The following is a 20,982-nucleotide window of genomic DNA, read 5'->3' as shown; positions in this document are numbered from 1 at the left end:
TCGCAGTGACGCCACCGAGCCAGCCGCCCATGATTCGCGATACCTCCGCCCAGGACCAGGTTCTCCGTACACCCGCCCAGAGCGCGCCCTGGCGCCGCTGGCTATGGCCCGGCATCGCGGTGGTCGCGGTATTGGCCGGCATCGGCTGGGCAGTCACCGCGTGGAGCGCCGGCAGCCGCTCGTTCGATGCCAGCCGGGTGCGGATCGCCACGGTCAGCCAGGGCGACCTGGTGCGCGACATCGCCGCCGACGGGCGCGTCATCGCCGCCAACAGCCCGGTGCTGTACGCCATCTCGGCCGGCACGGTGACGCTGAGCGTTGTGGCCGGCGACGTGGTCAAGCAGGGCCAGGAGCTGGCCCGTATCGACAGCCCGGAGCTGCGCAGCAAGCTGGCGCAGGAGCAGGCCACGCTGGCCGGGCTGGAAGCCGAGTCCAGCCGCGCCGCCCTGGATGCCACCCTGGCCCGCGCCACGGCCAGCAAGCTCACCGACCAGGCCAAGATCGACAAGCAGGCCGCCGCGCGCGACCTGGAGCGCTACCAGCGCGGCTACGATGGCGGCGCGGTGCCGCAGGTGGAGCTGGCCAAGGCGCAGGACACCTTGAAGAAGACCGACATCGACCTGCAGCACGCCCAGCGGGATGCGTCGCTGAAGAGCCAGGGCGCGGACCTGGATTCGCGCAACAAGCGCCTGCTCGCCGACCGCCAGCGCGCGGTGGTGGCCGAGGTGCAGCGCCAGGTCGATGCGCTCACGCTGCTGTCGCCGTTCGATGGCCAGGTCGGCCAGGTGCAGGCGGTGCAGCACACCCAGGTCGCGGCGAACGCGCCGATCCTGGGCGTGGTGGACCTGTCCAAGTTCGAAGTGGAGATCAAGGTGCCGGAAAGTTTTGCGCGCGATCTGGCAATCGGCATGCCGGCGCAGCTCACCAGCGGCAGTGGCGAGCCATTCCCTGGCGCGATCTCGGCGGTGTCGCCGGAAGTGGTCAATGGCGAAGTCACCGCGCGCATCCGCTTTGCCGACAAGCAGCCGCCGGGCCTGCGCCAGAGCCAACGCATGAGCGCACGCGTGGTGATGGACACGCGCCGCAACGTGCTCAAGGTCGAGCGCGGCCCGTTCGTCGAACAGTCCGGCGGCAGCTACGCCTATGTGATGGATGGCAACACCGCGGTGCGCCGTCCGGTGCGCATGGGTGTCAGCAGCCTGGGCGAGGTGCAGGTGCTGTCCGGGCTGCAGGTCGGCGACCGCGTGGTGGTCTCCGGTGCAGACAACTTCGGGGATGCACCGCGCGTCACCGTTCACTAAAGGCGGCCAGCACCTGCTGCGCAGCCGTCAGGCTGCTCGCCACGGTTTGTCAGCCACTCTCAATCTCTTTCGCACACACCTCATTCGTAAAGGAATCGGCAATGCTCAAGATGCAATCGGTCTCCAAGGTCTTCCGCACCGAACAGGTGGAAACGCACGCACTGCGCTCGCTGGACCTGCATGTGCGCGAAGGCGAATTCGTTGCGGTCACCGGCCCCTCCGGCTCGGGCAAGACCACCTTCCTCAACCTGGCCGGGCTGCTGGAGACCTTCACCAGCGGGCAGTACCTGCTCGACGGCGAAGACGTCAGCCACCTGTCCGACGACGCGCGTTCGCGCCTGCGCAACCGCAAGATCGGTTTCATCTTTCAGGGCTTCAATCTGATTCCCGATCTCAACCTGTTCGACAACGTCGATGTGCCGCTGCGCTATCGCGGCATGGCCGCGGCCGAGCGCAAGCAGCGCATCGAAGAAGCCTTGACCAAGGTCGGCCTGGGCTCGCGCCTGAAGCACTACCCCACCGAACTTTCGGGCGGCCAGCAGCAACGTGCCGCCATCGCCCGCGCATTGGCCGGCAGCCCGCGCCTGCTGCTGGCCGACGAACCCACCGGCAACCTCGACTCGCAGATGGCACGCGGGGTGATGGAACTGCTGGAAGAGATCAACAGCCAGGGCACCACCATCGTCATGGTCACCCACGACCCGGAACTGGCCGCACGCGCGCAGCGCAACGTGCATATCGTCGACGGCCAGGCCACCGACCTGGAACGCAACCCCACCCTGATGCGCGCGCGCCACAGCGCCCCCACCCTGGCCGAGTAAGAGGCACATCCATGTTCGGCTACTACTTCAATCTTGCCTTACGCAGCTTCCGCCGCAACAAGGTGCTCACCGCGCTGATGGTGCTGGCCATCGCGCTCGGCATCGGCGCCAGCATGACCACCCTGACGGTGTTCTACATCCTGTCTGGCGATCCGTTGCCGGGGAAAAGCGGCACGCTGTTTCATCCGCAGCTCGATGCGCGTTCGTTGGGCTACCAAGAAGACGATGCACTGGATCAGTTGACCCGCTTCGATGCCGAGGCGCTGCTACGGGAAAAGCGTGGAGACCGTCAGGTCATGATGACCGCAGGCACCGTTCCGCTGGAACCGGACAACACCACGTTGCGGCCAATGATGCTGGACGCGCGTTACACGTCCGTTGATTTCTTCCCCATGTTCAATGTGCCCTTCCTTTATGGCGGCCCTTGGACGGTGAATGATGATGGCAGCCGTGCACGGGTGGTGGTGATCTCCGAAGCACTGAACAAGAAGCTCTTCCATGGTGAGGACAGCGTCGGCCGCACGGTGAACGTCAATCGCAACATCATGCGGGTTGTGGGTGTTGTTCGCGAATGGCGGTTGACCCCAGCGTTCTACAACCTGGGTGGCCAGGCCTACGACAAGTCCGAGCAGGTCTTCCTGCCGTTCAGTACCGCAATGGAACTGAAACTCTCAAACAGTGGACAGCGTTCGTGCTGGGGCGAAAGCAGTTCGCCGGAAGATATCAACGCAGCCTGTTCCTGGGTCCAGTACTGGGTGCAACTGGATACTCCGCAGAAGGTCATCACGTACCGTCAGTACCTGGAGAACTATTCGGATCAACAGCGACGGGCCGGGCGCTTCGAGCAACCCACGAACGTCCAGCTGCGCAGCGTGATGGAGTGGCTGGACTTCAAGAAGGTCGTTCCCAGCGATGTGCGCCTGCAGACCTGGCTGGCGTTCGGGTTCCTGCTGGTGTGCCTGGTCAATACCGTCGGCCTGTTGCTGGCCAAGTTCATGCGACGCAGTGGAGAGATCGGCGTGCGCCGGGCACTGGGCGCAACCAAGCGCAGCATCTTCGCGCAGTCCCTGGTCGAGGCAGGAACCATCGGTCTGGTCGGCGGCATCCTGGGGCTCGGTCTTGCCGCGTTGGGGCTGTGGGGGGTGCGTCAACAACCCGCTCAATATGCCGACCTGGCAAGGCTGGATCCGGCAATGTTGCTGGCAACGTTTGCCCTCGCGCTGGTGGCCAGCATCGTGGCCGGGCTGCTGCCCGCATGGCGCGCATGCACCGTGCCACCGGCCATCCAACTCAAAGCGCAGTGAGCTGACCTCCGAACCGCGCGCCCTCTCGCAGCGTTTCGCCAGCCCCTCTCAAGGAATCGCCCATGGAAATCCGTCCCATTCTGTCCACCCTGCGGCGCCACAAAACGGCGGCTGCCCTGATCGTGCTCGAGGTGGCACTCAGTTGCGCCATCATCTCCAATGCCTTGTTCCTGATCGGCGATCGCCTGGAGCGCACACAACGCCCCAGCGGTCTGGCAGAGAACGAACTGGTGACGCTCAGCATCAGCGGTATCGGGCGCGATGAAGACGCACGCGCACTCACTGAGACAGACCTGGCTGCACTGCGTAGCATTCCCGGCGTCAAATATGCCTCCAGCGTCAGCCAGATTCCTTATGGCGACAATATGTGGGTCAGCGGCCTGAAACTGACGGCTGACCAGAAGAACTCCACGATCAACGTCAACGACTACACCGGGGACAGTCAGACCCTGGATACGATGGGCCTGACGCTGGTACAGGGGCGCCGTTTCACGGAAGGCGAATTCACCTGGTCCGATGACAAGACGGCCAACGTCCCAAGTGCCATCCTGACCAGAAGTGCAGCCGACAAGCTGTTCCCCGGCCAGTCAGCCCTGGGGAAGTCGATCTATCGCGGCGACACGCCCATGAAGATCGTCGGCATCGTGGAGCATCTGGCGCGCGTCAACGACTATGGCGGCGCAGCTGTTTACGACGATTCGATGCTGACCCCGATCAAGATGACCTACAAGGACGGCGGCCGCTATCTGCTACGCACCGATCCGGCGCGTCGTGACGAGGTGCTGCGTCAGGCAGTGGCAGCGCTGGAAAAGAACAGCGCAAGCCGCATCATCGAAAAACCGAAGGTGTTCGAGCAGATGCGGCGCAATTTCTATCGACAGGATCGCTCCATGGCCTGGCTGCTGATCACCATGAGCATCGCGCTGCTGATCGTCACCGCGCTGGGCATCATCGGCCTGGCCAGCTTCTGGGTGCAGCAGCGCACCAAGCAGATCGGCATCCGCCGTGCACTGGGTGCCACACGTGGCCAGATCCTGCGTTACTTCCAGATCGAGAATTTTCTGCTGGCCTCAGTCGGCATCGTGCTCGGCATGTTGCTGGCGTACTCGATCAATGTCTGGCTGATGGCCCGCTACGAATTGCCGCGCCTGCCGGTGCTGTATCTGCCGATCGGCGCACTATTGCTCTGGGCGCTGGGTCAGATCGCCGTGTACTGGCCCGCACGGCGCGCCGCGATGGTGCCGCCGGCGGTGGCCACGCGCAGCGCGTAATGCGCACGCTGCGCGTCAGCGGTCGCTGTCGACCCGCTGACACGCGGTACGCGGTACGCGGTACGCGGTACGCGGTACGCGGCACACGGCACACGGCACACGGCACACGGCACACGGCCATGTTGCGCAGATCTGCGCGATGGCAGCATCGCTACAAGCGACTTTGCCGTCGGCGGCCTGGGCAATGCCGATTCCGTCACCACCGCCCTGTCTACCAAGGCGCCTGTGTCGCAGGCGCCTGCCCCGTGCTGATATCCAGCGTTGCGCCGGGACCTTCGCTTGAGCTCGGCATCGACGCACGCCCGCTGCCAGCCTCGTCGCACCGATCAGACCATCACTGCATTGCCGGAATCAGCTCCGTCTGGCAAAGGCCTGTCAGTCGCACGCCCTCCCTATTGCTCGCACAGTTCCGCCACGCGCCGAATCCTGTTCTGATAGCCCTTCCCTCCCGCGCCTTTCACCGAGCATCGCGATGCCGCAGATCCTGATCATCGACGACAACACCGCTGTGGCCACTGCGCTGGAGGTGCTGTTCTCGCTGCACGATATCGAGGCGCGGCATGCGCACTCGCCGCAGGCCGGGTTGGCGCTGCTGGACGAGCAGGGGTTCGACCTGGTGATCCAGGACATGAACTTCACCGCCGACACCACCTCCGGCGAGGAAGGCGAAGCGCTGTTCACCCAGATCCGTCAGCGCCACCCGGACCTGCCAGTGATCCTGCTCACTGCCTGGACCCACCTGGGCAGCGCGGTGGGCCTGGTCAAGGCCGGTGCGGCCGACTACATCGCCAAGCCCTGGGACGACACCAAGCTGCTGACCACGGTCAACAACCTGCTGGAGCTGTCCGAAGCGCGCCGCGAGCTGGAACGTCGGCGCGAGCGCGAGCGGCGCGGTCGCGAGCAGCTGACCCAACGTTACGACCTGCGTGGCGCGGTGTTCGCCGACCCCGCCAGCGAACGCGCGATCGCGCTCGCCTGCCAGGTCGCACGCTCGGATCTGCCGGTGCTGATCACCGGCCCCAACGGCAGCGGCAAGGAGAAGATCGCCGAGATCATCCAGGCCAACTCTCCCGCCAAACACGGCCCCTTCATTGCGCTCAATTGCGGCGCATTGCCGGGCGAATTGATCGAAGCCGAGCTGTTCGGCGCCGAAGCCGGCGCGTATACCGGCGCCAACAAAGCGCGCGAAGGCAAGTTCGAAGCCGCCGATGGCGGCACGCTGTTTCTGGACGAAATCGGCAACCTGCCGCTGGCCGGGCAGATGAAGCTGCTGCGCGTGCTGGAAACCGGCCGCTACGAGCGCCTGGGCTCCAACCGCGAACGCCACGCCAAGGTGCGGGTGATCAGCGCCACCAATGCCGACCTGCAGGCCATGATTCGCGATGGCAGCTTCCGCGAAGACCTGTACTACCGCCTCAACACGGTGGAAATCGCGCTGCCCGCCCTGGCCGAACGCCCCGGCGATATCGGGCCGTTGGCCGAGCACTTCTTGGCCGGCGAAAAACCCTTGTCCAAGCAGGCGCGTGATGCCTTGCAGCGGCACGCCTGGCCCGGCAACGTGCGCGAGCTGCGCAATGTGCTGCAACGCGCGTCGCTGCTTGCGCAAGGCGTGCGCATCGAGGCCGGCGATCTGAACCTGCCGCGCGCAGCCGCGTCGCGCCCGGCCGCGCCGGCAACCGGCGAGCCGGATCGCGCCCGTATCGAGCAGGCACTGGCGCGCGCGCAGGGCGTCATCGCCCAGGCCGCTGCCGAGCTGGGGCTGAGCCGGCAGGCGCTGTACCGGCGCATGGACCGCTACGGCATCACTTCGGAGTGATTCCCGACATGTGGCAACGTTCCTTCACGTTCTCTCTGTTCCTGCGGCTGTTGCCGGTGCTGGCGCTGGCCGCCGCGCTGCCCTGGTTCATGGCGTACTGGATGGACCGTGGCTGGCAAGTGGCCGCGGTGTCGGTAGTCGTGCTGCTGTCGGCCATGTGGTTCAGCCTCAGCCGCGCCACTGCGCCAATGCGCTCGCTGTTCCGTGCCCTGGCCGGCACCACCAGCAGCTACCGCGATGGCGAATACAACTTCGGCGTGTACTGGCGCGGCAACGACGAGCTGGCGCAGCTGGTGCAGGCGCACGCGGAACTGGGCGAGGTGCTGCGCGCGCAACGGCGCAACCTGGTGCAGCGCGAACTGATGCTCGACACCATGCTGCAGAACACCCCGGTGGCGATGCTGCTGGTGGTGGCCGGTGGCGATGGCGTGCGCCGCATCGGCTTTTCCAACAACGCCGCACGCAAGCTGCTGCACGATGGCCGCAAGCTCGAAGGCCAGCACCTGGACGACGTGCTGGCGCGCATGCCCGGCGAACTGCGCGATGCGCTGGCCCGCGGCGGCGATTGCCTGTTTGCGGTCCGCGAGGACGGCGATGACGAAGACGACGAGCAGATCTATCACCTGTCACGCCGCAGTTTCCATCTCAACGGACGCGGTCACGAGCTGCTGCTGATCCGCACCCTCACCACCGAACTGCGGCGCCAGGAAGTGCAGACCTGGAAGAAGGTCATCCGGGTGATCAGCCATGAATTGAACAACTCGCTCGCGCCGATCGCCTCGCTGGCGCATTCCGGTGCCGAGTTGCTGCGCCGCGAACGCACCGACCGGCTCGGCACGGTGTTCGAGACCATCGAAGAACGCGCACGTCATCTGGAAGGCTTCATCCGCGGCTACGCCCGCTTTGCCAAGTTGCCGCAGCCACAGTTGCAGACCATCGAATGGGCACCGTTCCTGGAGCGTTTGCGGCAGCAGATTCCGTTTCAGCTGCAGGGCGCACTGAACGATGTCTCCAGCCGCATCGATGCCGCGCAGATCGAGCAGGCGCTGCTCAACCTGCTCAAGAACGCGCACGAAGCCTGCAGCGAAGCACAGCCGCCCAACAGCGATGTCGCCGTGCGCGTCACGCGCGTGCCGCAATGGCTGCGGATCGAAGTGCTGGACCGCGGCAACGGCATGAACGAGGCCGTGCTGCATAACGCACTGATGCCGTTCTACTCGACCAAGCGCAATGGCACCGGGCTCGGGCTTGCGCTCACCCGCGAGATCGCCGAAGCACACGGCGGGCGCATCTCGCTGCATAACCGCGAACACGGCGGGTTGTGCGTCACCTTGCTGCTGCCGGCTGCGGCAGCCGGCTAGTTGCCGCGCATCGTTCCGCGCTCTTGGATCCGCGGTTGTTTCAACGCACCGCAGGCATCGTCGGCACCGCTGGTGCGGGTGGCGGCGATGGCGCCGTAATAGCCGGCTCCCACGGTGTTGTCGACGAACTGCCCGCCTTGCGACGGACATTCGCCATCGGGCTTGATCCAGTCCGAAAACGCCGCGTACTTGCCGGCCCGGACGAAACGGTTGGACGCCACGTAGGTGTTGTCGGAGGCATCGCGGGTACGCACGGCATCGCCGTTGACGTCGGTGAAGATATTGCCTTCGATACGGTTGCCGGACGAGTGGCGCGCCAGGTAGATCGCGTGCACGAAACCCGAGGTCCGGGTGTCGTTTTCGATCGACACGAAGCGATTGCGTTCGATGCGGTTGTCGCGCGAGTTCTGCAGGCGGATCGCCGCGAACGAATAGGCGGCCTCACTGCTGCTGCCGTGGACCCCGCCGATCCGCTCGAAGGTCATGTTGCGGATGATGTTGCCGCTGTTGCCGTCCGCGCTGCGCTTGCTGCTGCCCAGGTCCATCGCCATCCAGTAATTGCTGACCTTCAACCCGGTGAAGGTCAGCCGGGTGGCTACATCGCCGCCGCCCTTCAGCGTGAACCAGGTCGCGCCACCGCGCCCGTCGAACCACGGTGGCGTGGCAGCGTCGGGCACGGCGATGAAGCGAATGGGCGCCCCGTTGGTGAACGTCCATTGCACCGACTGCCGCAGATACGTGCCTGCAGCGATCACCACGTCCACCGCACCGCTGGGCCGCTGCTCCAATAACCGCTGCTGGGCGGCCGCCAGACTCCGCAACGCGGTCGTTGCGCTGGTACCTGCCGCCGCATCGTTGCCGTCCGGCGCCAGATACAGCCGGTAGGTCTGCGCATGGGCTGACATGGGCAGCAGTGCCGCCAATGTCAGCAGTAATGTCACCCGCAACGCGCAACGTGACGTTTGCATCGTGCACCTCGTGATCGGTCGTGGCGGGCGTGGCCTGTGCACGGCACCGCTGCACAGCGGCGGCCCGCCCCTTGCAGCGACGTGCAGCCACGCCACACGCCTGGAAAACACGCTATTTCTTGGTCGGGCGTTCCCAACCTTCGATCACCGTCTGCCGCGGGCGCGCCACGCTGAGCTGGCCGGCCGGCGCATCGCGCGTGATCACCGAGCCCGCACCGATGGTGGCCATGGCGCCGATCTCGATCGGTGCCACCAGTGCGCTGTTGGAACCGACAAAGGCGCCATCGCCGATGCTGGTCTGCGACTTGTTCACTCCATCGTAGTTGCAGGTGATGGTGCCGGCACCGATGTTGACCTTGCTGCCGATCACCGCATCGCCCAGGTAGGTCAGATGGTTGGCCTTGCTGCCCACGCCCATCGTGACCTTCTTGGTCTCGACAAAGTTGCCGATATGCACGCCATCGGCCAGCACGGTGCCAGGACGCAGCCGCGCGAACGGACCGATCTGCACCGCCCCTTCCGTCACCACGCCTTCCAGATCGCAATGTGCGCGTACCTGCGTACCGGCGCCGAGCGTCACATCGCGCAGGCGCACGAACGGACCGACCACCACGCCATCGCCCAGCGTCACATCGCCTTCCAGGATCACGTCGATATCCAGCTGCACGTCGCTGCCCACCGTCACCGTGCCGCGCTGCTCCACGCGCGCCGGGTCGGCCAGGCGCACGCCCTGCAGGCAGAGCGCACGGGCGGCACGCAGCTGCCAGGCGCGTTCCAGCTGCGCCAGTTGCCAGGGGTCGTTGGCGCCTTCCACATCCTGCACGTCGGCCACATGCACCATGTCGGCCGGGGTGAAATCGGCGGCGGCGCTGGCAAACACGTCGGTGAGGTAGAACTCGCCCTGCGCATTCTCGTTTGACAGGCCGGCCAGCCAGCGGCGCAGCGCCGTGGACTCGGCAGTGAGGATGCCGGTGTTGATGGTGCGGATGCGGCGCTGCTCGTCGTTGGCATCCTTCTGCTCGACGATCGCGGCGACCTTGCCCTCGGCATCGCGCAGGATGCGGCCATAACCGGTGGGATTGGGCACATCGGCCACCAGCACCGCCATGCGCCCGGGTGCGTGCAGCAGCTGCAGCAGGTCCTGGGACTGGATCAGCGGCACATCGCCGTACAGCACCAGCACCGTGGCCGCATCCGGAATCGCATCCATCGCCTGCTGCACTGCATGCCCGGTGCCCAGTTGCTGCCGTTGCTCGGCCCAGCGCAGATCGCCCTGCGCGGCAAACGCCGCCTGCACCTGCTCGCCGCCGTGCCCGTGCACCACATGGATCGCTGCCGGCTGCAGCTGCCGCGCCGTGGCGATCACATGTGCCAGCATCGGCTGGCCCGCCAGCGGCTGCAGCACCTTGGGCAGGGACGAGCGCATGCGCTTGCCCTCGCCCGCGGCCAGGATCACGACGTGCAGGGGCAGAGTCATCGAAGCGTTCCAGAACGTGGGAGCGCTAAATTCTAGTCGCTGTCCCGGCAATGCGTCGTGTCCCGCCTGCAGCACGCGCGACGATGACACTTTTCAAGCGCCGCTGCCGTTAGCATGAGCGCCCCTCCACGATGACCCGGCCTGCATGAGTCTGTTCCGCCAAGGCAGCCAATTCATGATCATTGGCGCCCTGCAGCTGGCGGTGGATTGCGGCATCTTCATCGCCGCCACCGCGGCCGGCATGCCTGCCGTGCCGGCCAATCTGCTCGGGCGGATCAGCGGCGCGGTGCTGGGCTTCTGGCTCAACGGCCGCTACACCTTCGCCCAGGACGGCGGTGCACGCCTGGGCTGGCCGCGTTTCCGTCGCTTTGCGCTGATGTGGCTGGCACTGACCCTCATCAGCACATGGCTGTTGTCGGCGACAGTGGACCTAGTCGGCCTGCGTCAAGCCTGGCTGGCCAAACCGCTGGTGGAAGGTGGCCTGGCGATCGTGTCGTTTTTCCTGGGCCGGCACGTGGTGTATCGCTAGCGAGCGCGCTGACGTCAGCGCAGTCGCCGACAACGGTGCTGCATTGGACTGACAGAAAACACGATCCGCGTTGCCGTCACCCGCACCGCCGAGGCCTGCGCCGTGCATGGCGCGCCTTGGACACCACGCGAATCAGTGGCAGAAATCGCCCAGGCTGCGGACCAGCGCCGCGCGATGCAGCGCGTCCAGCTGCCATTGCGCCGCATACCGGGCGGCGGCATGCGCGGTATTGGCCGGGCATTGCGGCGCTGCACGTGCCGGCGCGACATCGGCCAGTGCGTCGAGCAGTTCGCCTTGCAGCTGATCCAGACGCGTGCGCAGGCCCGCCAGATCCGGACGCGCCGTGTCCGGCGCGCGCCCACGTTCGCGCCAGTGGTTCAGCAGTGCGTACTGCACCGACTTGTTGGCCTCGATCTGCGCAGCGAAGAAGCGCGCCGCATCGTCGGCATCCAGCCCGTGCGCAGGCGCCTGCTCGCGCACGCTCTGCAGCACCGCCGCCTCGCGGGTCTGGTCCAGCACCGGCTTGCCGCTGTCCCACTTGCTCAGCGCCACCGCATCGCCGATGGCGTTGCGGTGCACGATGCGGTCCAGCAACGGATCCAGCGGCGGCTGGCTGCGTGCCGGCAGCGCGCACCCCAGCAACGCCACGGCCAGCAGGCCGCTCAGCGCGTAGCCACGAAAGTCATTGATCGTCCGGGTCATCGGGTGTTCCTCGATATGCAGGTGAGATGCCGCGCCGCCGGCAGCACAGCACAAGCCACGCAGTGTGCCTGCAGTCCCCGAGCCTGCAAGCCGCCCCACGCATGCGCAGCGCCAGAAACGAAAACGCCGACACGAGGGTCGGCGTTTCACTCCACACCTGGGTGTGGCGGTGCAGCAGGTATCGCGTAACGAGCACACGGGCGCGAGCCCGCGTGCTTAGTGCTTGAGGGTGCGACGCAGCCGTTCCAGTGCCTGCAGCTGCACGGTCGCTTCGGCCAGCCGACGCTGCGCATCGGCCACGTCCACGGTGTCGCCACGGTTGGCCAGCAGACGCTCGGCCTCTTCCTTGACCTTGCGCACGGCGGCTTCGTCGATGTCCTGGGCACGCACTGCGGTGTCGACCAGCACGGTCACCACCTGCGGCTGCACTTCCAGGATGCCGCCGGAAATGGCGAAGTCCAGGTGTTCGCCATTGGCGGTGGTGACCACCACCTTGCCCGGCTTCAGGCGCGTGATCAGCGGCGCGTGCTTGGGCGCGATGCCCAGCTCACCCAGCTCGCCGGTGGCCACGACCAGCGTCGCCTCACCGTGGAAGATTTCCTTCTCGGCGCTGACGATGTCGCAACGGATAGTGCTCATGGTGCCTCACGTTGTGAGGCGGGGATTGGGGATTGGGGATTCGGGATTGGCAACCGCAGCTTTCACTGTGGCCACTCACCTCGTCTCCGCACCCCGCTCACCGCCGTACCAAATCCCGAATCCCGAATGCCAAATCCCGGCTGTTACGCCTTGGCGCTCATCTTGTTGGCTTTCTCGACGGCTTCTTCGATGCTGCCGACCATGTAGAACGCCTGCTCCGGCAGGTGGTCGTACTCGCCGTCACAGATCGCCTTGAAGCCGCGGATGGTGTCCTTCAGCGAGACGTACTTGCCCGGCGAGCCGGTGAACACTTCGGCCACGTGGAAGGGCTGGCTGAAGAAGCGCTCGATCTTGCGTGCGCGCGACACCGACTGCTTGTCTTCTTCGCTCAGCTCGTCCATGCCCAGGATCGCGATGATGTCCTTCAGTTCCTTGTACTTCTGCAAGGTCTGCTGGACACGCTGGGCGGTGTCGTAATGCTCGGTGCCGATCACCAGCGGGTCCATCTGGCGGCTGGTGGAATCCAGCGGATCCACCGCCGGGTAGATACCCAGCGAAGCGATGTTACGGCTCAGCGTGACGGTGGAGTCCAGGTGGGCGAAGGTGGTCGCCGGCGACGGGTCGGTCAGGTCGTCCGCAGGCACGTACACGGCCTGGATCGAGGTGATCGAACCGCTCTTGGTCGAGGTGATGCGCTCCTGCAACACGCCCATTTCCTCGGCCAGGGTCGGCTGGTAACCCACTGCCGACGGCATGCGGCCGAGCAGCGCGGACACTTCGGTACCGGCCAGCGTGTAGCGGTAGATGTTGTCCACGAACAGCAGCACGTCCTTGCCCTTGCCGTTCTCGTCCTTCTCGTCGCGGAAGTACTCAGCCATGGTCAGGCCGGTCAGCGCAACGCGCAGACGGTTGCCCGGCGGCTCGTTCATCTGGCCGTACACCATCGCGACCTTGTCCAGCACGTTGGAGTCTTTCATCTCGTGGTAGAAATCGTTGCCCTCACGGGTACGCTCGCCCACGCCGGCAAACACGGACAGACCCGAGTGCGCCTTGGCGATGTTGTTGATCAGTTCCATCATGTTGACGGTCTTGCCGACGCCGGCGCCGCCGAACAGGCCGACCTTGCCGCCCTTGGCGAACGGGCACATCAGGTCGATGACCTTGATGCCGGTTTCCAGCAGCTCGGTGCTGGAGGACTGGTCTTCATACGACGGCGCAGCGCGATGGATTTCCCAATGGTCCGAAGCCTGCACGTCGCCGGCCTCGTCGATCGGACGACCCAGCACGTCCATGATGCGGCCCAGCGTCCCGGCACCGACCGGCACCGAAATCGCGCGCTCGGTGTTGGTGGCCAGCAGGTTGCGCTTCAGGCCGTCGGTGGAGCCGAGCGCAATCGTGCGCACCACGCCATCGCCGAGCTGCTGCTGCACTTCCAGGGTGATTTCGGTGCCTTCGACCTTCAACGCGTGATAGACCTTCGGCACTTCATTGCGCTGGAATTCGACGTCGACGACCGCGCCGATGATCTGAACGATCTTGCCCTGACTCATTTGGATAACTCCACTAATGTCTGTTCGATTCTTGTGTCGGGAATAGGGAAACGGGAGTCGGGAATGGGAAGATCAAGTGCTGCTGCTTCGACCATTCCCGATTCTCCATTCCCTATTCCCGGCTATACGGCGGCCGCGCCGCTGACGATTTCCGAAATTTCCTGGGTGATCGCCGCCTGACGCGCCTTGTTGTAGACCAGTTGCAAGGTGCCGATCATCTTGTTGGCGTTGTCGCTGGCGGCCTTCATCGCCACCATGCGCGCAGCATGTTCGGAGGCCACGTTTTCCAGCACGGCCTGGTACACCAGCGACTCGATGTAACGCGTCATCACGTGCTCCAGCACGGTCGCGGCATCGGGTTCGTACAGGTAATCCCAATCGTGGTGCGCCACCTTGTGCTCGGCGGCCGGCAGCGGCAGCAGCTGATCGAAGCTGGCCTTCTGCGTCATCGTGTTCACGAAGCGGTTGTAGACCAGATACACGCGGTCCACCCTGCCCTCGACGAAGGCATCCAGCATCACCTTGATCACACCGATCAACTGCTCGATCTGCGGACTGTCGCCCAGATGGGTGACGCTGCCGACCATGTTGACCTTGATACGACGGAAGAACGCCGAAGCCTTCTGGCCGATGGTCACCACGTCGATCTCGGCACCCTTGTCCTGCCACGGGCGCACTTCGCCCAGCATCCTGCGGAACAGGTTGTTGTTCAGGCCGCCGGCCAGGCCGCGGTCGGAAGAGATCACGATGTAACCGACCCGCTTGACCTGCTCGCGCTCGACCAGGAACGGATGCTGGTAATCGGTGCTGGCCTGCGCCAGATGCCCGATCACCTGCTTCATCGCCTGCGCGTACGGACGCGAGGTCTTCATACGGTCCTGCGCCTTGCGGATCTTGGAGGCCGAGACCATTTCGAGCGCGCGCGTCACCTTGCGGGTGTTCTGCACGCTCTTGATCTTGGTTTTGATTTCGCGTCCGCCTGCCATACTCGCTCGCTTCGCTCGCTTAGTGGGATTCGGGAGTCGGGAGTCGGGATTGGCAAAAGCCCCCCCGCCTCACCGCTTCCGAGAACCCCGGATGCCTAACTTCTGGGATTTGAGAGCGAGGATTCGGCATTAGCCAATCCCCGAATCACTGCTCTTACGAATCCCGAATGCCCAATCCCGAATCCCGGCGCCCTTACCAGGTGCCCGTGGTCTTGAACTCTTCGATGCCCTTCTTGAAGGCAGCTTCGATGTCGTTGTCCCAGCCGCCGGTGCTGTTGATCTTGGAGACCAGCTCACCCTGGGTGTTGGCGAAGTGCGCGTGCAGGCCTTCTTCGAACGCCAGCAGCTTGTTGACCGGCACTTCGTCGAGGTAGCCCTCGTTGACGGCATAGATCGACAGCGCCTGGTTGGCGATGGACATCGGCGCGTACTGCTTCTGCTTCATCAGCTCGGTGACGCGCTGACCGCGCTCGAGCTGCTTGCGGGTGGCTTCGTCCAGGTCCGAGGCGAACTGCGCGAACGCGGCCAGCTCACGGTACTGCGCCAGCGAGATACGGATGCCGCCGGACAGCTTCTTGATGATCTTGGTCTGGGCCGCACCACCGACGCGCGACACCGAGATACCGGCATTCACGGCCGGGCGGATGCCGGCGTTGAACAGGTCGGTTTCCAGGAAGATCTGGCCGTCGGTGATCGAGATCACGTTGGTCGGCACGAACGCGGACACGTCGCCGGCCTGCGTTTCGATGATCGGCAGCGCGGTCAGCGAACCGGTCTTGCCGGTCACTGCACCGTTGGTGAACTTCTCCACGTATTCCTCGGACACGCGCGCAGCGCGCTCGAGCAGGCGGGAGTGCAGATAGAACACGTCGCCCGGATAGGCTTCGCGGCCCGGCGGGCGCTTGAGCAGCAGCGAGATCTGGCGGTAGGCCACGGCCTGCTTGGACAGATCGTCGTACACGATCAGCGCGTCTTCGCCGCGGTCCATGAAGTACTCGCCCATGGTGCAGCCGGCATACGGGCTGATGTACTGCATCGCGGCCGACTCGGACGCGGTCGCAGCCACCACCACGGTGTGCGCCAGCGCGCCGTTCTCTTCGAGCTTGCGCACGATGTTGGCAACGGTCGAGGCCTTCTGGCCAATCGCCACGTACACGCACTTGATGCCGGTGCCCTTCTGGTTGATCACCGCATCGATCGCCAGCGCGGTCTTGCCGGTCTGGCGGTCACCGATGACCAGCTCGCGCTGGCCGCGGCCGATCGGGATCATCGCATCGACCGACTTGTAGCCGGTCTGCACCGGCTGGTCGACCGACTTGCGCCAGATCACGCCGGGCGCAACGCGCTCCACCGGTGCGGTCTGGGTGGCGCCCAGCGGGCCCTTGCCGTCGATCGGCTCGCCCAGCGCGTTGACCACGCGACCGAGCAGTTCCGGACCGACCGGCACTTCCAGGATGCGGCCGGTGGTCTTGGCCACGTCGCCTTCGCGCAGGTTCTCGTAATCGCCCAGCACCACGGCGCCGACCGAATCGCGCTCCAGGTTCAGTGCGAGCGCGAAGGTGTTGTTCGGCAGTTCGATCATTTCGCCCTGCATCACGTCGGCCAGGCCGAAGATGCGCACGATGCCGTCGGACACGCTGGTCACGGAGCCTTCGTTGCGCGACTCTGCGGACAGCTTGACCGCCTCGATGCGGGTCTTGATCAGGTCGCTGATTTCGGAGGGGTTGAGCGTGGTTGCCATCGTTCAGTCCTAGGTGCCGGCCGCGAGGGCCATGCGTTTATGTGAATTCAGTGGGCGAGCGAGCTTTGCAGACGCGCAAGCTTGCCCTTCAGCGAGCCGTCGATGACCACGTCGCCGGTGTCGATCACCGCGCCGCCGATCAACGAAGCATCCACCGCGGTGGTGATGTCCACCTCGCGGCCGAAACGCTTCTTCAGCGCAGCAGCGATCGTGTCCAGTTCCGCCTGGCTCATTGCAGCCGCCGAGGTCACCGTCGCCTTGACGACGTGTTCGGCTTCGGCCCGCAGTTGTTCGTACAGTCCTGCCACTTCCGGCAGCAGCGACAGCCGCTGCGCGTCGGCCAGCAGGCCGAGGAAACGCAGATAGTCTTCGCTCGCCTGTGGCGGCGCCAGCAACGTCACTGCCTGATCCTGGCCCAGGGCCGGGTTGAGCAGCAGCGCGGCCACGCGCGGGTCGCCGGCCACCTGCGCCGAAAACGCCAGCGCATCGGACCAGGGCGCGAAGTTGCCGCCCTCACGCGCGATCGCAAACGCGGCGCGGCCGTACGGACGGGCAAGTGTGAGGGCCTGACTCATCGATTAAATCTCCGCCGCCAGCTCGTCGAGCAGCGCCTTGTGGGCGTTGGCATCGATTTCGCGCTTGAGCAGCTTTTCGGCACCGCTGACGGCCAGCACGGACACCTGCTTGCGCAGTTCCTCGCGGGCACGCGTGGCGGACGCGTCGATCTCGGTCTGCGCCAGATCCTTCTGACGGTTGGCTTCGGCAATTGCCTCGTGCTTGGCCGCTTCGATGATCTGGTTGGCGCGCGCATGGGCCTGATCAATGATCTCGTTGGCCTTGGTGCGTGCGTCCTTCAGTGCTTCGTTGACCTTTTCCTGCGCCTGCGCCAGATCCTTCTGACTGCGATCGGCCGCAGCCAGACCTTCAGCGATCTTTTGCTGACGCTCTTCGATCGCCTGCAGCAGCGGCGGCCAGATCTTGGTCGCGACGATCCAGATCAGACCGGCGAAGGCCAGCGCCTGGGCAAAGATGGTAAGGGTGATATCCATGGGTCGCTCAATCGCTGTTTAGGGGTGAAAGCGCCACCGCATGGCGACGCTTTCCGACCTTCATCCGCGGACGCAACCGCGCACGGTTGCCTCCACATCCTGCTACCGCTGGATCAGCCGGCAGCCTGCGACAGACGCTCGATGAACACCTGGGCCAGCGGGTTGGCGAAGGCGAACAGCAGGCCGACGGCGACGCTGATGATGAACGCGGCGTCGATCAGGCCGGCGGTGATGAACATGCGGACCTGCAGCACCGGGATCAGTTCCGGCTGGCGCGCAGCCGATTCCAGGAACTTGCCAGCCATGATGGCCAGACCGAGGCCGGCACCCAGCGCGGCCAGGCCGATCATGATGCCGACGGCGAGGACGGTGGAGCTCTGGACTTGAGCGAGGTTGGTCAGGACGGCGAGGTACATGGTGATCTCCGAACGAAAGTTTCTAAGGGTGATGGATGAATCGGGATGAAGCGTATGAAGGGTGCAGCGAAACTCAGTGACTGTCTTCGGCAAGGCTCAGATACACGATCGACAGCATCATGAAAATGAAGGCCTGCAGCGGAATCACCAACAGGTGGAACAGCATCCAGCCGAGGCCGAATACGCCGCCAGCGACCATGCCGGCGATGCCCGCACCGCCCAGCACCCAGATCAGCAGGAAGACGATCTCGCCGCCGAACATGTTGCCGAACAGTCGCATCGCCAGCGAAATCGGCTTGCTCAGCCACTCGACGATGTTCAAAAGCAGGTTGAACGGCATCATCCACTTGCCGAACGGCGCCGTCAGGAATTCCTTGGTCATGCCGCCTACGCCCTTGGAGCGCAGCGAGAAGACGATCATCAGGAAGAACACGCTGATCGACATGCCCAGGGTGGCATTGACGTCGGCGGTGGGCACCGGCTTCCAGGCGTGGATGCCGGCCCAGCCCAGCGGGATGGCGATGAAATCGGCCGGGATCATCTTGATGAGGTTCATCAACAGGATCCAGAAGAAGATGGTGATCGCGATCGGCGTCACCAGCTTGCTGCTGCCGTGATAGGTGTCCTTGGCCTGGCGGTCGACAAACTCGAGGCAGATTTCGACAAACGCCTGCCACTTGCCCGGCACGCCGGCGGTGGCATTGCGGGTCGCCGTCCAGAACGCGAAGACCATCACCAGGCCCATCAGCACCGCCATGACCAGGGTGTCGACGTGGATGGTCCAAAACGTGCCGCCACCCTCGCGAACCGGATAGATCAGGTTCTGCAAGTGATGCTGGATATAGGAGGTAGGTGTTGCTGCCTCGCCCGCCATGTGTCCGGAGCCCTTTAAGTTCGAATCAACGCCTGGCCAGAGCCAGAACCTGAAAAATCAGCCCGATGGCGATACCCGCCAGCAAGGCCAGAGGAGGCAGCCGCCACAGGCCGAAGCCAAGCGCCAGCGCCACGAAAACCAACACCCACTTCAACACCATCGCCAGGATCAGCCGGACCATGGCAATGCCGGCTGCCTGGATACCGCCACCTAGCGCGGTACGTGCTGCCACCCAACCGCCCAGCACCGTCGCAAACCCGGTCAATGCCAGACCGGCAGAGTAACGGGGACCGACCAACAGCAACCCCAGACTGGTTATAGCTACGGCGGCAAGCGGATATACCGCAGCGCGCAGCATCAACCGCCGACCCGCGTCAACGGAGTTCAGCACTACGGTTACCTTACGTGTGAATGAGTGGGAAGCGCAGATGCGCCTCGTCGAGCCGCGAAAGTATAGCAATGGGACAAATTGCGAGACAACCGGCAGAGGTCATCCGTTGCTGCGGCGCACCAGACAGGGGGCGCCACAGCGGGTGGGAACTTTGCCACAAACTGGCGGTCATAACCGCCGAGGCCTGCACATCCTCGTCGAAAGGTTCCGCCGCAGGTCGCGTATGGGAGCCCCGGGCCACCGGGGCTCCTGCTTTTTTACGCATTTTGTCGCACCCCGCAACCTTCCCATCGGCGGTCCAATCAGAGCAGTCGCCGCGCGACGCCGGTAGTATCGCGTCACCGTTGGCGCCCTAATTGCGCAGCGCACGACTAATATCGGAGCGCCTGCGGCAGCGGACCGTTTTGTCCGATTGCTATCTTGCCCTTCACGCGTATGCGACAGCTCCTTCACTTATGGAAGACGCCGTCTTATCGAAGATGCGCGGCACAGGCCAAATCGCCTGACCATTCCAAGAATCGGAGCTCCCCATGAAACACCTCCTCGCATTGGCCATCCCGTGCGTATTGGCTGCCGCCTATGCCGCGCCGGCGCACGCCGAAGATACCGATGACCGCTTCCAGATCCGTCTGGGCGCGATGAACATCGACAACGACAACACCTTGCGTGGCAACACCGTGGTGGCCGGCAACGAAATCGCGCTGGACCAGGATTTCGATTTCGGTGGCAAGGAGTGGGAGCCGCGCATTGATGGTGTGTTCCGCATGAGCACCCGTCAGCGCTTGATCTTCGACTACTTCAAGTACGACAAGGATCGCCGCGAGACCCTGGGTGAAGACGTCAGCGCCGGTGGCTTCACCGTGCCGAGCGGCAGCTTCATCAAGGGCGAGCTCAAGTATCAGGTGGCGAGCCTGGTGTATGACTACTCCGTGGTCGACACCCCGGAATTCAGCCTGGGCCTGCAGATCGGTGCCGAATACGCCAAGGTCGAGGCGAATGCCTATGCCGACCTGGGCGACGTGTTCACCGGCGACGTGCTGGACGAAAGCGAAGACGGCGTGGCGCCGGTGGTCGGTATCCGCTTCACCGCACGTCCGAGCGAGCATTGGCTGTTCAACGTGCAGGGCCAGTACCTCAACACCAGCTGGGGCGACTTCGGCGACTATTCGGGCGACCTGAGCCGTGCCAACGCGATGGCCGAATACCGCTTCACCAAGAACTTCGGCATCTTCGCCGGCTACGACTGGTTCAAGCTCGACGTCGACCAGCGCGGCAGCGACGGCCTGATCGGCCTGAAGCAGGAGTTCAAGGGCCCGGTGGCCGGCGTGACGTTCGCGTTCTGATTGTTTCGGGCCCCGGGACCCGGGACCCGAAAAAGCAGCTTCATGCAGAACCCCGCAGCGATGCGGGGTTCTGTCGTTTAACGGATGCGTGGCAAGTAACCGACGCGGCTGCAACCCAGGGCAGCAGCGGACACACGCTCAGGGCGGCTTGGTCGCACCCGCTACCAACAGATGCTGGTGCGTGGTGCAGTAGCACTCGTCGTGCCAACCGTAGTGCGGATCGGTGCAGATTGCATGCTGCACCGTTGCCGGCAGCGACGCCACGTCGCTGCGCAAGTCGCGCTTCAGCGAGACGAACACCGAGCCCGGATGTGGCCAGTCGGTCCGCCGCGGCGGCTCGGCGATCCGGTTGCCGCTGGCCAGTTCGCGCTGCAGCAGCGCCTGCAGTTCAGGACACAGATCGCCCTGCCCCATCACGAACCTCCATGCGTCGACTCACCCAC

General features: G+C 64.8%; 21 protein-coding genes. 8 read left to right on the top strand and 13 right to left on the bottom strand.

The features are described 5' to 3' along the window. Window positions 1–29 precede the first annotated feature (29 nt). The 6 genes from EO170_RS17950 (at window position 30) to EO170_RS17925 (ending at window position 7,874) form a co-directional block, all read left to right on the top strand. Window positions 30–1,301, top strand: a complete 1,272-nt coding sequence (locus tag EO170_RS17950; protein ID WP_039814569.1) for an efflux RND transporter periplasmic adaptor subunit — start codon at window positions 30–32, stop codon at window positions 1,299–1,301. A gap of 101 nt (window positions 1,302–1,402) precedes the next feature. Next, window positions 1,403–2,122: an ABC transporter ATP-binding protein gene (locus EO170_RS17945; RefSeq protein ID WP_126947069.1), complete on the top strand. Its 720-nt coding sequence runs from the start codon at window positions 1,403–1,405 to the stop codon at window positions 2,120–2,122. An 11-nt stretch (window positions 2,123–2,133) separates the two neighbouring features. Further along, a complete protein-coding gene (locus tag EO170_RS17940; protein WP_126947066.1) occupies window positions 2,134–3,426 on the top strand; it encodes an ABC transporter permease in 1,293 nt (430 codons plus the stop codon). 62 nt (window positions 3,427–3,488) lie between these two features. Then, window positions 3,489–4,697 carry an FtsX-like permease family protein gene (locus tag EO170_RS17935; protein WP_126947063.1) on the top strand — a complete coding sequence of 403 codons (1,209 nt, stop codon included), beginning with the start codon at window positions 3,489–3,491 and terminating at the stop codon, window positions 4,695–4,697. A 472-nt stretch (window positions 4,698–5,169) separates the two neighbouring features. Next, on the top strand, window positions 5,170–6,513 hold the full coding sequence (locus tag EO170_RS17930; RefSeq protein ID WP_126947060.1) for a sigma-54 dependent transcriptional regulator: 1,344 nt from the start codon (window positions 5,170–5,172) through the stop codon (window positions 6,511–6,513). 8 nt (window positions 6,514–6,521) lie between these two features. After that, window positions 6,522–7,874 carry a HAMP domain-containing sensor histidine kinase gene (locus EO170_RS17925; RefSeq protein ID WP_046344461.1) on the top strand — a complete coding sequence of 451 codons (1,353 nt, stop codon included), beginning with the start codon at window positions 6,522–6,524 and terminating at the stop codon, window positions 7,872–7,874. On the opposite strand, the gene EO170_RS17920 is transcribed toward EO170_RS17925, so the two are convergent. Both EO170_RS17920 and glmU read right to left on the bottom strand, forming a co-directional pair. After that, entirely contained in the window at window positions 7,871–8,842 is a 972-nt protein-coding gene (locus EO170_RS17920) for a right-handed parallel beta-helix repeat-containing protein (protein ID WP_126947057.1), read from the bottom strand. The genes EO170_RS17925 and EO170_RS17920 overlap by 4 nt on opposite strands. 112 nt (window positions 8,843–8,954) lie before the next feature. Further along, window positions 8,955–10,319, bottom strand: coding sequence for a bifunctional UDP-N-acetylglucosamine diphosphorylase/glucosamine-1-phosphate N-acetyltransferase GlmU (glmU, locus tag EO170_RS17915; protein ID WP_126947055.1), 1,365 nt, complete (start codon window positions 10,317–10,319; stop codon window positions 8,955–8,957). Window positions 10,320–10,464: 145 nt separating this feature from the next. On the opposite strand from glmU, the gene EO170_RS17910 reads away from it, so the two are divergent. Then, window positions 10,465–10,848 (top strand): GtrA family protein, encoded by a 384-nt coding sequence (locus EO170_RS17910; RefSeq protein ID WP_104583250.1) that lies wholly within the window; start codon window positions 10,465–10,467, stop codon window positions 10,846–10,848. A gap of 132 nt (window positions 10,849–10,980) precedes the next feature. Here the strand turns inward: EO170_RS17910 and EO170_RS17905 are convergent, their stop codons facing one another. The 10 genes from EO170_RS17905 to EO170_RS17860 all read right to left on the bottom strand — a co-directional run bounded on the left by EO170_RS17905 (window position 10,981) and on the right by EO170_RS17860 (window position 19,196). After that, window positions 10,981–11,550 (bottom strand): chorismate mutase, encoded by a 570-nt coding sequence (locus EO170_RS17905; protein ID WP_126947052.1) that lies wholly within the window; start codon window positions 11,548–11,550, stop codon window positions 10,981–10,983. Between the two features lie 216 nt (window positions 11,551–11,766). Beyond that, on the bottom strand, window positions 11,767–12,189 hold the full coding sequence (locus EO170_RS17900) for a F0F1 ATP synthase subunit epsilon (protein ID WP_104583248.1): 423 nt from the start codon (window positions 12,187–12,189) through the stop codon (window positions 11,767–11,769). Between the two features lie 143 nt (window positions 12,190–12,332). Then, on the bottom strand, window positions 12,333–13,739 hold the full coding sequence (gene atpD / locus EO170_RS17895) for a F0F1 ATP synthase subunit beta (RefSeq protein ID WP_016901010.1): 1,407 nt from the start codon (window positions 13,737–13,739) through the stop codon (window positions 12,333–12,335). A 122-nt stretch (window positions 13,740–13,861) separates the two neighbouring features. Beyond that, window positions 13,862–14,725, bottom strand: coding sequence for a F0F1 ATP synthase subunit gamma (gene atpG / locus EO170_RS17890; RefSeq protein ID WP_047129381.1), 864 nt, complete (start codon window positions 14,723–14,725; stop codon window positions 13,862–13,864). A gap of 193 nt (window positions 14,726–14,918) precedes the next feature. Continuing rightward, complete coding sequence (atpA, locus tag EO170_RS17885; protein WP_104567944.1) at window positions 14,919–16,466, bottom strand: F0F1 ATP synthase subunit alpha; 1,548 nt, start codon at window positions 16,464–16,466, stop codon at window positions 14,919–14,921. A gap of 47 nt (window positions 16,467–16,513) precedes the next feature. Continuing rightward, window positions 16,514–17,041 (bottom strand): F0F1 ATP synthase subunit delta, encoded by a 528-nt coding sequence (locus EO170_RS17880; protein WP_016901013.1) that lies wholly within the window; start codon window positions 17,039–17,041, stop codon window positions 16,514–16,516. Between the two features lie 3 nt (window positions 17,042–17,044). Next, on the bottom strand, window positions 17,045–17,515 hold the full coding sequence (locus EO170_RS17875) for a F0F1 ATP synthase subunit B (RefSeq protein ID WP_016901014.1): 471 nt from the start codon (window positions 17,513–17,515) through the stop codon (window positions 17,045–17,047). 113 nt (window positions 17,516–17,628) lie between these two features. Next, window positions 17,629–17,931 carry a F0F1 ATP synthase subunit C gene (atpE, locus tag EO170_RS17870; RefSeq protein ID WP_002814105.1) on the bottom strand — a complete coding sequence of 101 codons (303 nt, stop codon included), beginning with the start codon at window positions 17,929–17,931 and terminating at the stop codon, window positions 17,629–17,631. 73 nt (window positions 17,932–18,004) lie between these two features. Further along, window positions 18,005–18,805, bottom strand: a complete 801-nt coding sequence (gene atpB, locus EO170_RS17865; protein ID WP_016901015.1) for a F0F1 ATP synthase subunit A — start codon at window positions 18,803–18,805, stop codon at window positions 18,005–18,007. Between the two features lie 25 nt (window positions 18,806–18,830). Further along, window positions 18,831–19,196 carry a hypothetical protein gene (locus EO170_RS17860; RefSeq protein WP_016901016.1) on the bottom strand — a complete coding sequence of 122 codons (366 nt, stop codon included), beginning with the start codon at window positions 19,194–19,196 and terminating at the stop codon, window positions 18,831–18,833. 530 nt (window positions 19,197–19,726) lie between these two features. Here EO170_RS17860 and EO170_RS17855 point away from each other — a divergent pair. After that, a complete protein-coding gene (locus EO170_RS17855; RefSeq protein WP_042594608.1) occupies window positions 19,727–20,539 on the top strand; it encodes a hypothetical protein in 813 nt (270 codons plus the stop codon). A gap of 138 nt (window positions 20,540–20,677) precedes the next feature. Here EO170_RS17855 and EO170_RS17850 read toward each other — a convergent pair whose 3' ends face one another. After that, window positions 20,678–20,953: a hypothetical protein gene (locus tag EO170_RS17850; protein ID WP_126947049.1), complete on the bottom strand. Its 276-nt coding sequence runs from the start codon at window positions 20,951–20,953 to the stop codon at window positions 20,678–20,680. Window positions 20,954–20,982 lie beyond the last annotated feature (29 nt).

The organism is Xanthomonas sp. BRIP62409, assembly GCF_003992965.1.
Lineage (GTDB): Bacteria > Pseudomonadota > Gammaproteobacteria > Xanthomonadales > Xanthomonadaceae > Xanthomonas > Xanthomonas euroxanthea.
The sequence above is the reverse complement of the archived record's forward strand: the minus strand, read 5'-3'. Positions and strand labels throughout refer to the sequence as shown.

Bases quoted from the DNA above. Each gene is read 5' to 3' on its own strand.
- EO170_RS17930 (WP_126947060.1), top strand. From the start codon at position 5,170: ATGCCGCAGATCCTGATCATCGACGACAACACCGCTGTGGCCACTGCG.
- atpE (WP_002814105.1), bottom strand. From the start codon at position 17,931: ATGTACCTCGCCGTCCTGACCAACCTCGCTCAAGTCCAGAGCTCCACC.
- EO170_RS17880 (WP_016901013.1), bottom strand. From the start codon at position 17,041: ATGAGTCAGGCCCTCACACTTGCCCGTCCGTACGGCCGCGCCGCGTTT.
- EO170_RS17935 (WP_126947063.1), top strand. From the start codon at position 3,489: ATGGAAATCCGTCCCATTCTGTCCACCCTGCGGCGCCACAAAACGGCG.
- glmU (WP_126947055.1), bottom strand. From the start codon at position 10,319: ATGACTCTGCCCCTGCACGTCGTGATCCTGGCCGCGGGCGAGGGCAAG.
- EO170_RS17850 (WP_126947049.1), bottom strand. From the start codon at position 20,953: ATGGGGCAGGGCGATCTGTGTCCTGAACTGCAGGCGCTGCTGCAGCGC.
- EO170_RS17925 (WP_046344461.1), top strand. From the start codon at position 6,522: ATGTGGCAACGTTCCTTCACGTTCTCTCTGTTCCTGCGGCTGTTGCCG.
- atpD (WP_016901010.1), bottom strand. From the start codon at position 13,739: ATGAGTCAGGGCAAGATCGTTCAGATCATCGGCGCGGTCGTCGACGTC.
- EO170_RS17950 (WP_039814569.1), top strand. From the start codon at position 30: ATGATTCGCGATACCTCCGCCCAGGACCAGGTTCTCCGTACACCCGCC.
- EO170_RS17945 (WP_126947069.1), top strand. From the start codon at position 1,403: ATGCTCAAGATGCAATCGGTCTCCAAGGTCTTCCGCACCGAACAGGTG.
- EO170_RS17875 (WP_016901014.1), bottom strand. From the start codon at position 17,515: ATGGATATCACCCTTACCATCTTTGCCCAGGCGCTGGCCTTCGCCGGT.
- atpA (WP_104567944.1), bottom strand. From the start codon at position 16,466: ATGGCAACCACGCTCAACCCCTCCGAAATCAGCGACCTGATCAAGACC.
- atpG (WP_047129381.1), bottom strand. From the start codon at position 14,725: ATGGCAGGCGGACGCGAAATCAAAACCAAGATCAAGAGCGTGCAGAAC.
- EO170_RS17855 (WP_042594608.1), top strand. From the start codon at position 19,727: ATGAAACACCTCCTCGCATTGGCCATCCCGTGCGTATTGGCTGCCGCC.
- EO170_RS17900 (WP_104583248.1), bottom strand. From the start codon at position 12,189: ATGAGCACTATCCGTTGCGACATCGTCAGCGCCGAGAAGGAAATCTTC.
- EO170_RS17920 (WP_126947057.1), bottom strand. From the start codon at position 8,842: ATGCAAACGTCACGTTGCGCGTTGCGGGTGACATTACTGCTGACATTG.
- EO170_RS17905 (WP_126947052.1), bottom strand. From the start codon at position 11,550: ATGACCCGGACGATCAATGACTTTCGTGGCTACGCGCTGAGCGGCCTG.
- EO170_RS17940 (WP_126947066.1), top strand. From the start codon at position 2,134: ATGTTCGGCTACTACTTCAATCTTGCCTTACGCAGCTTCCGCCGCAAC.
- EO170_RS17910 (WP_104583250.1), top strand. From the start codon at position 10,465: ATGAGTCTGTTCCGCCAAGGCAGCCAATTCATGATCATTGGCGCCCTG.
- atpB (WP_016901015.1), bottom strand. From the start codon at position 18,805: ATGGCGGGCGAGGCAGCAACACCTACCTCCTATATCCAGCATCACTTG.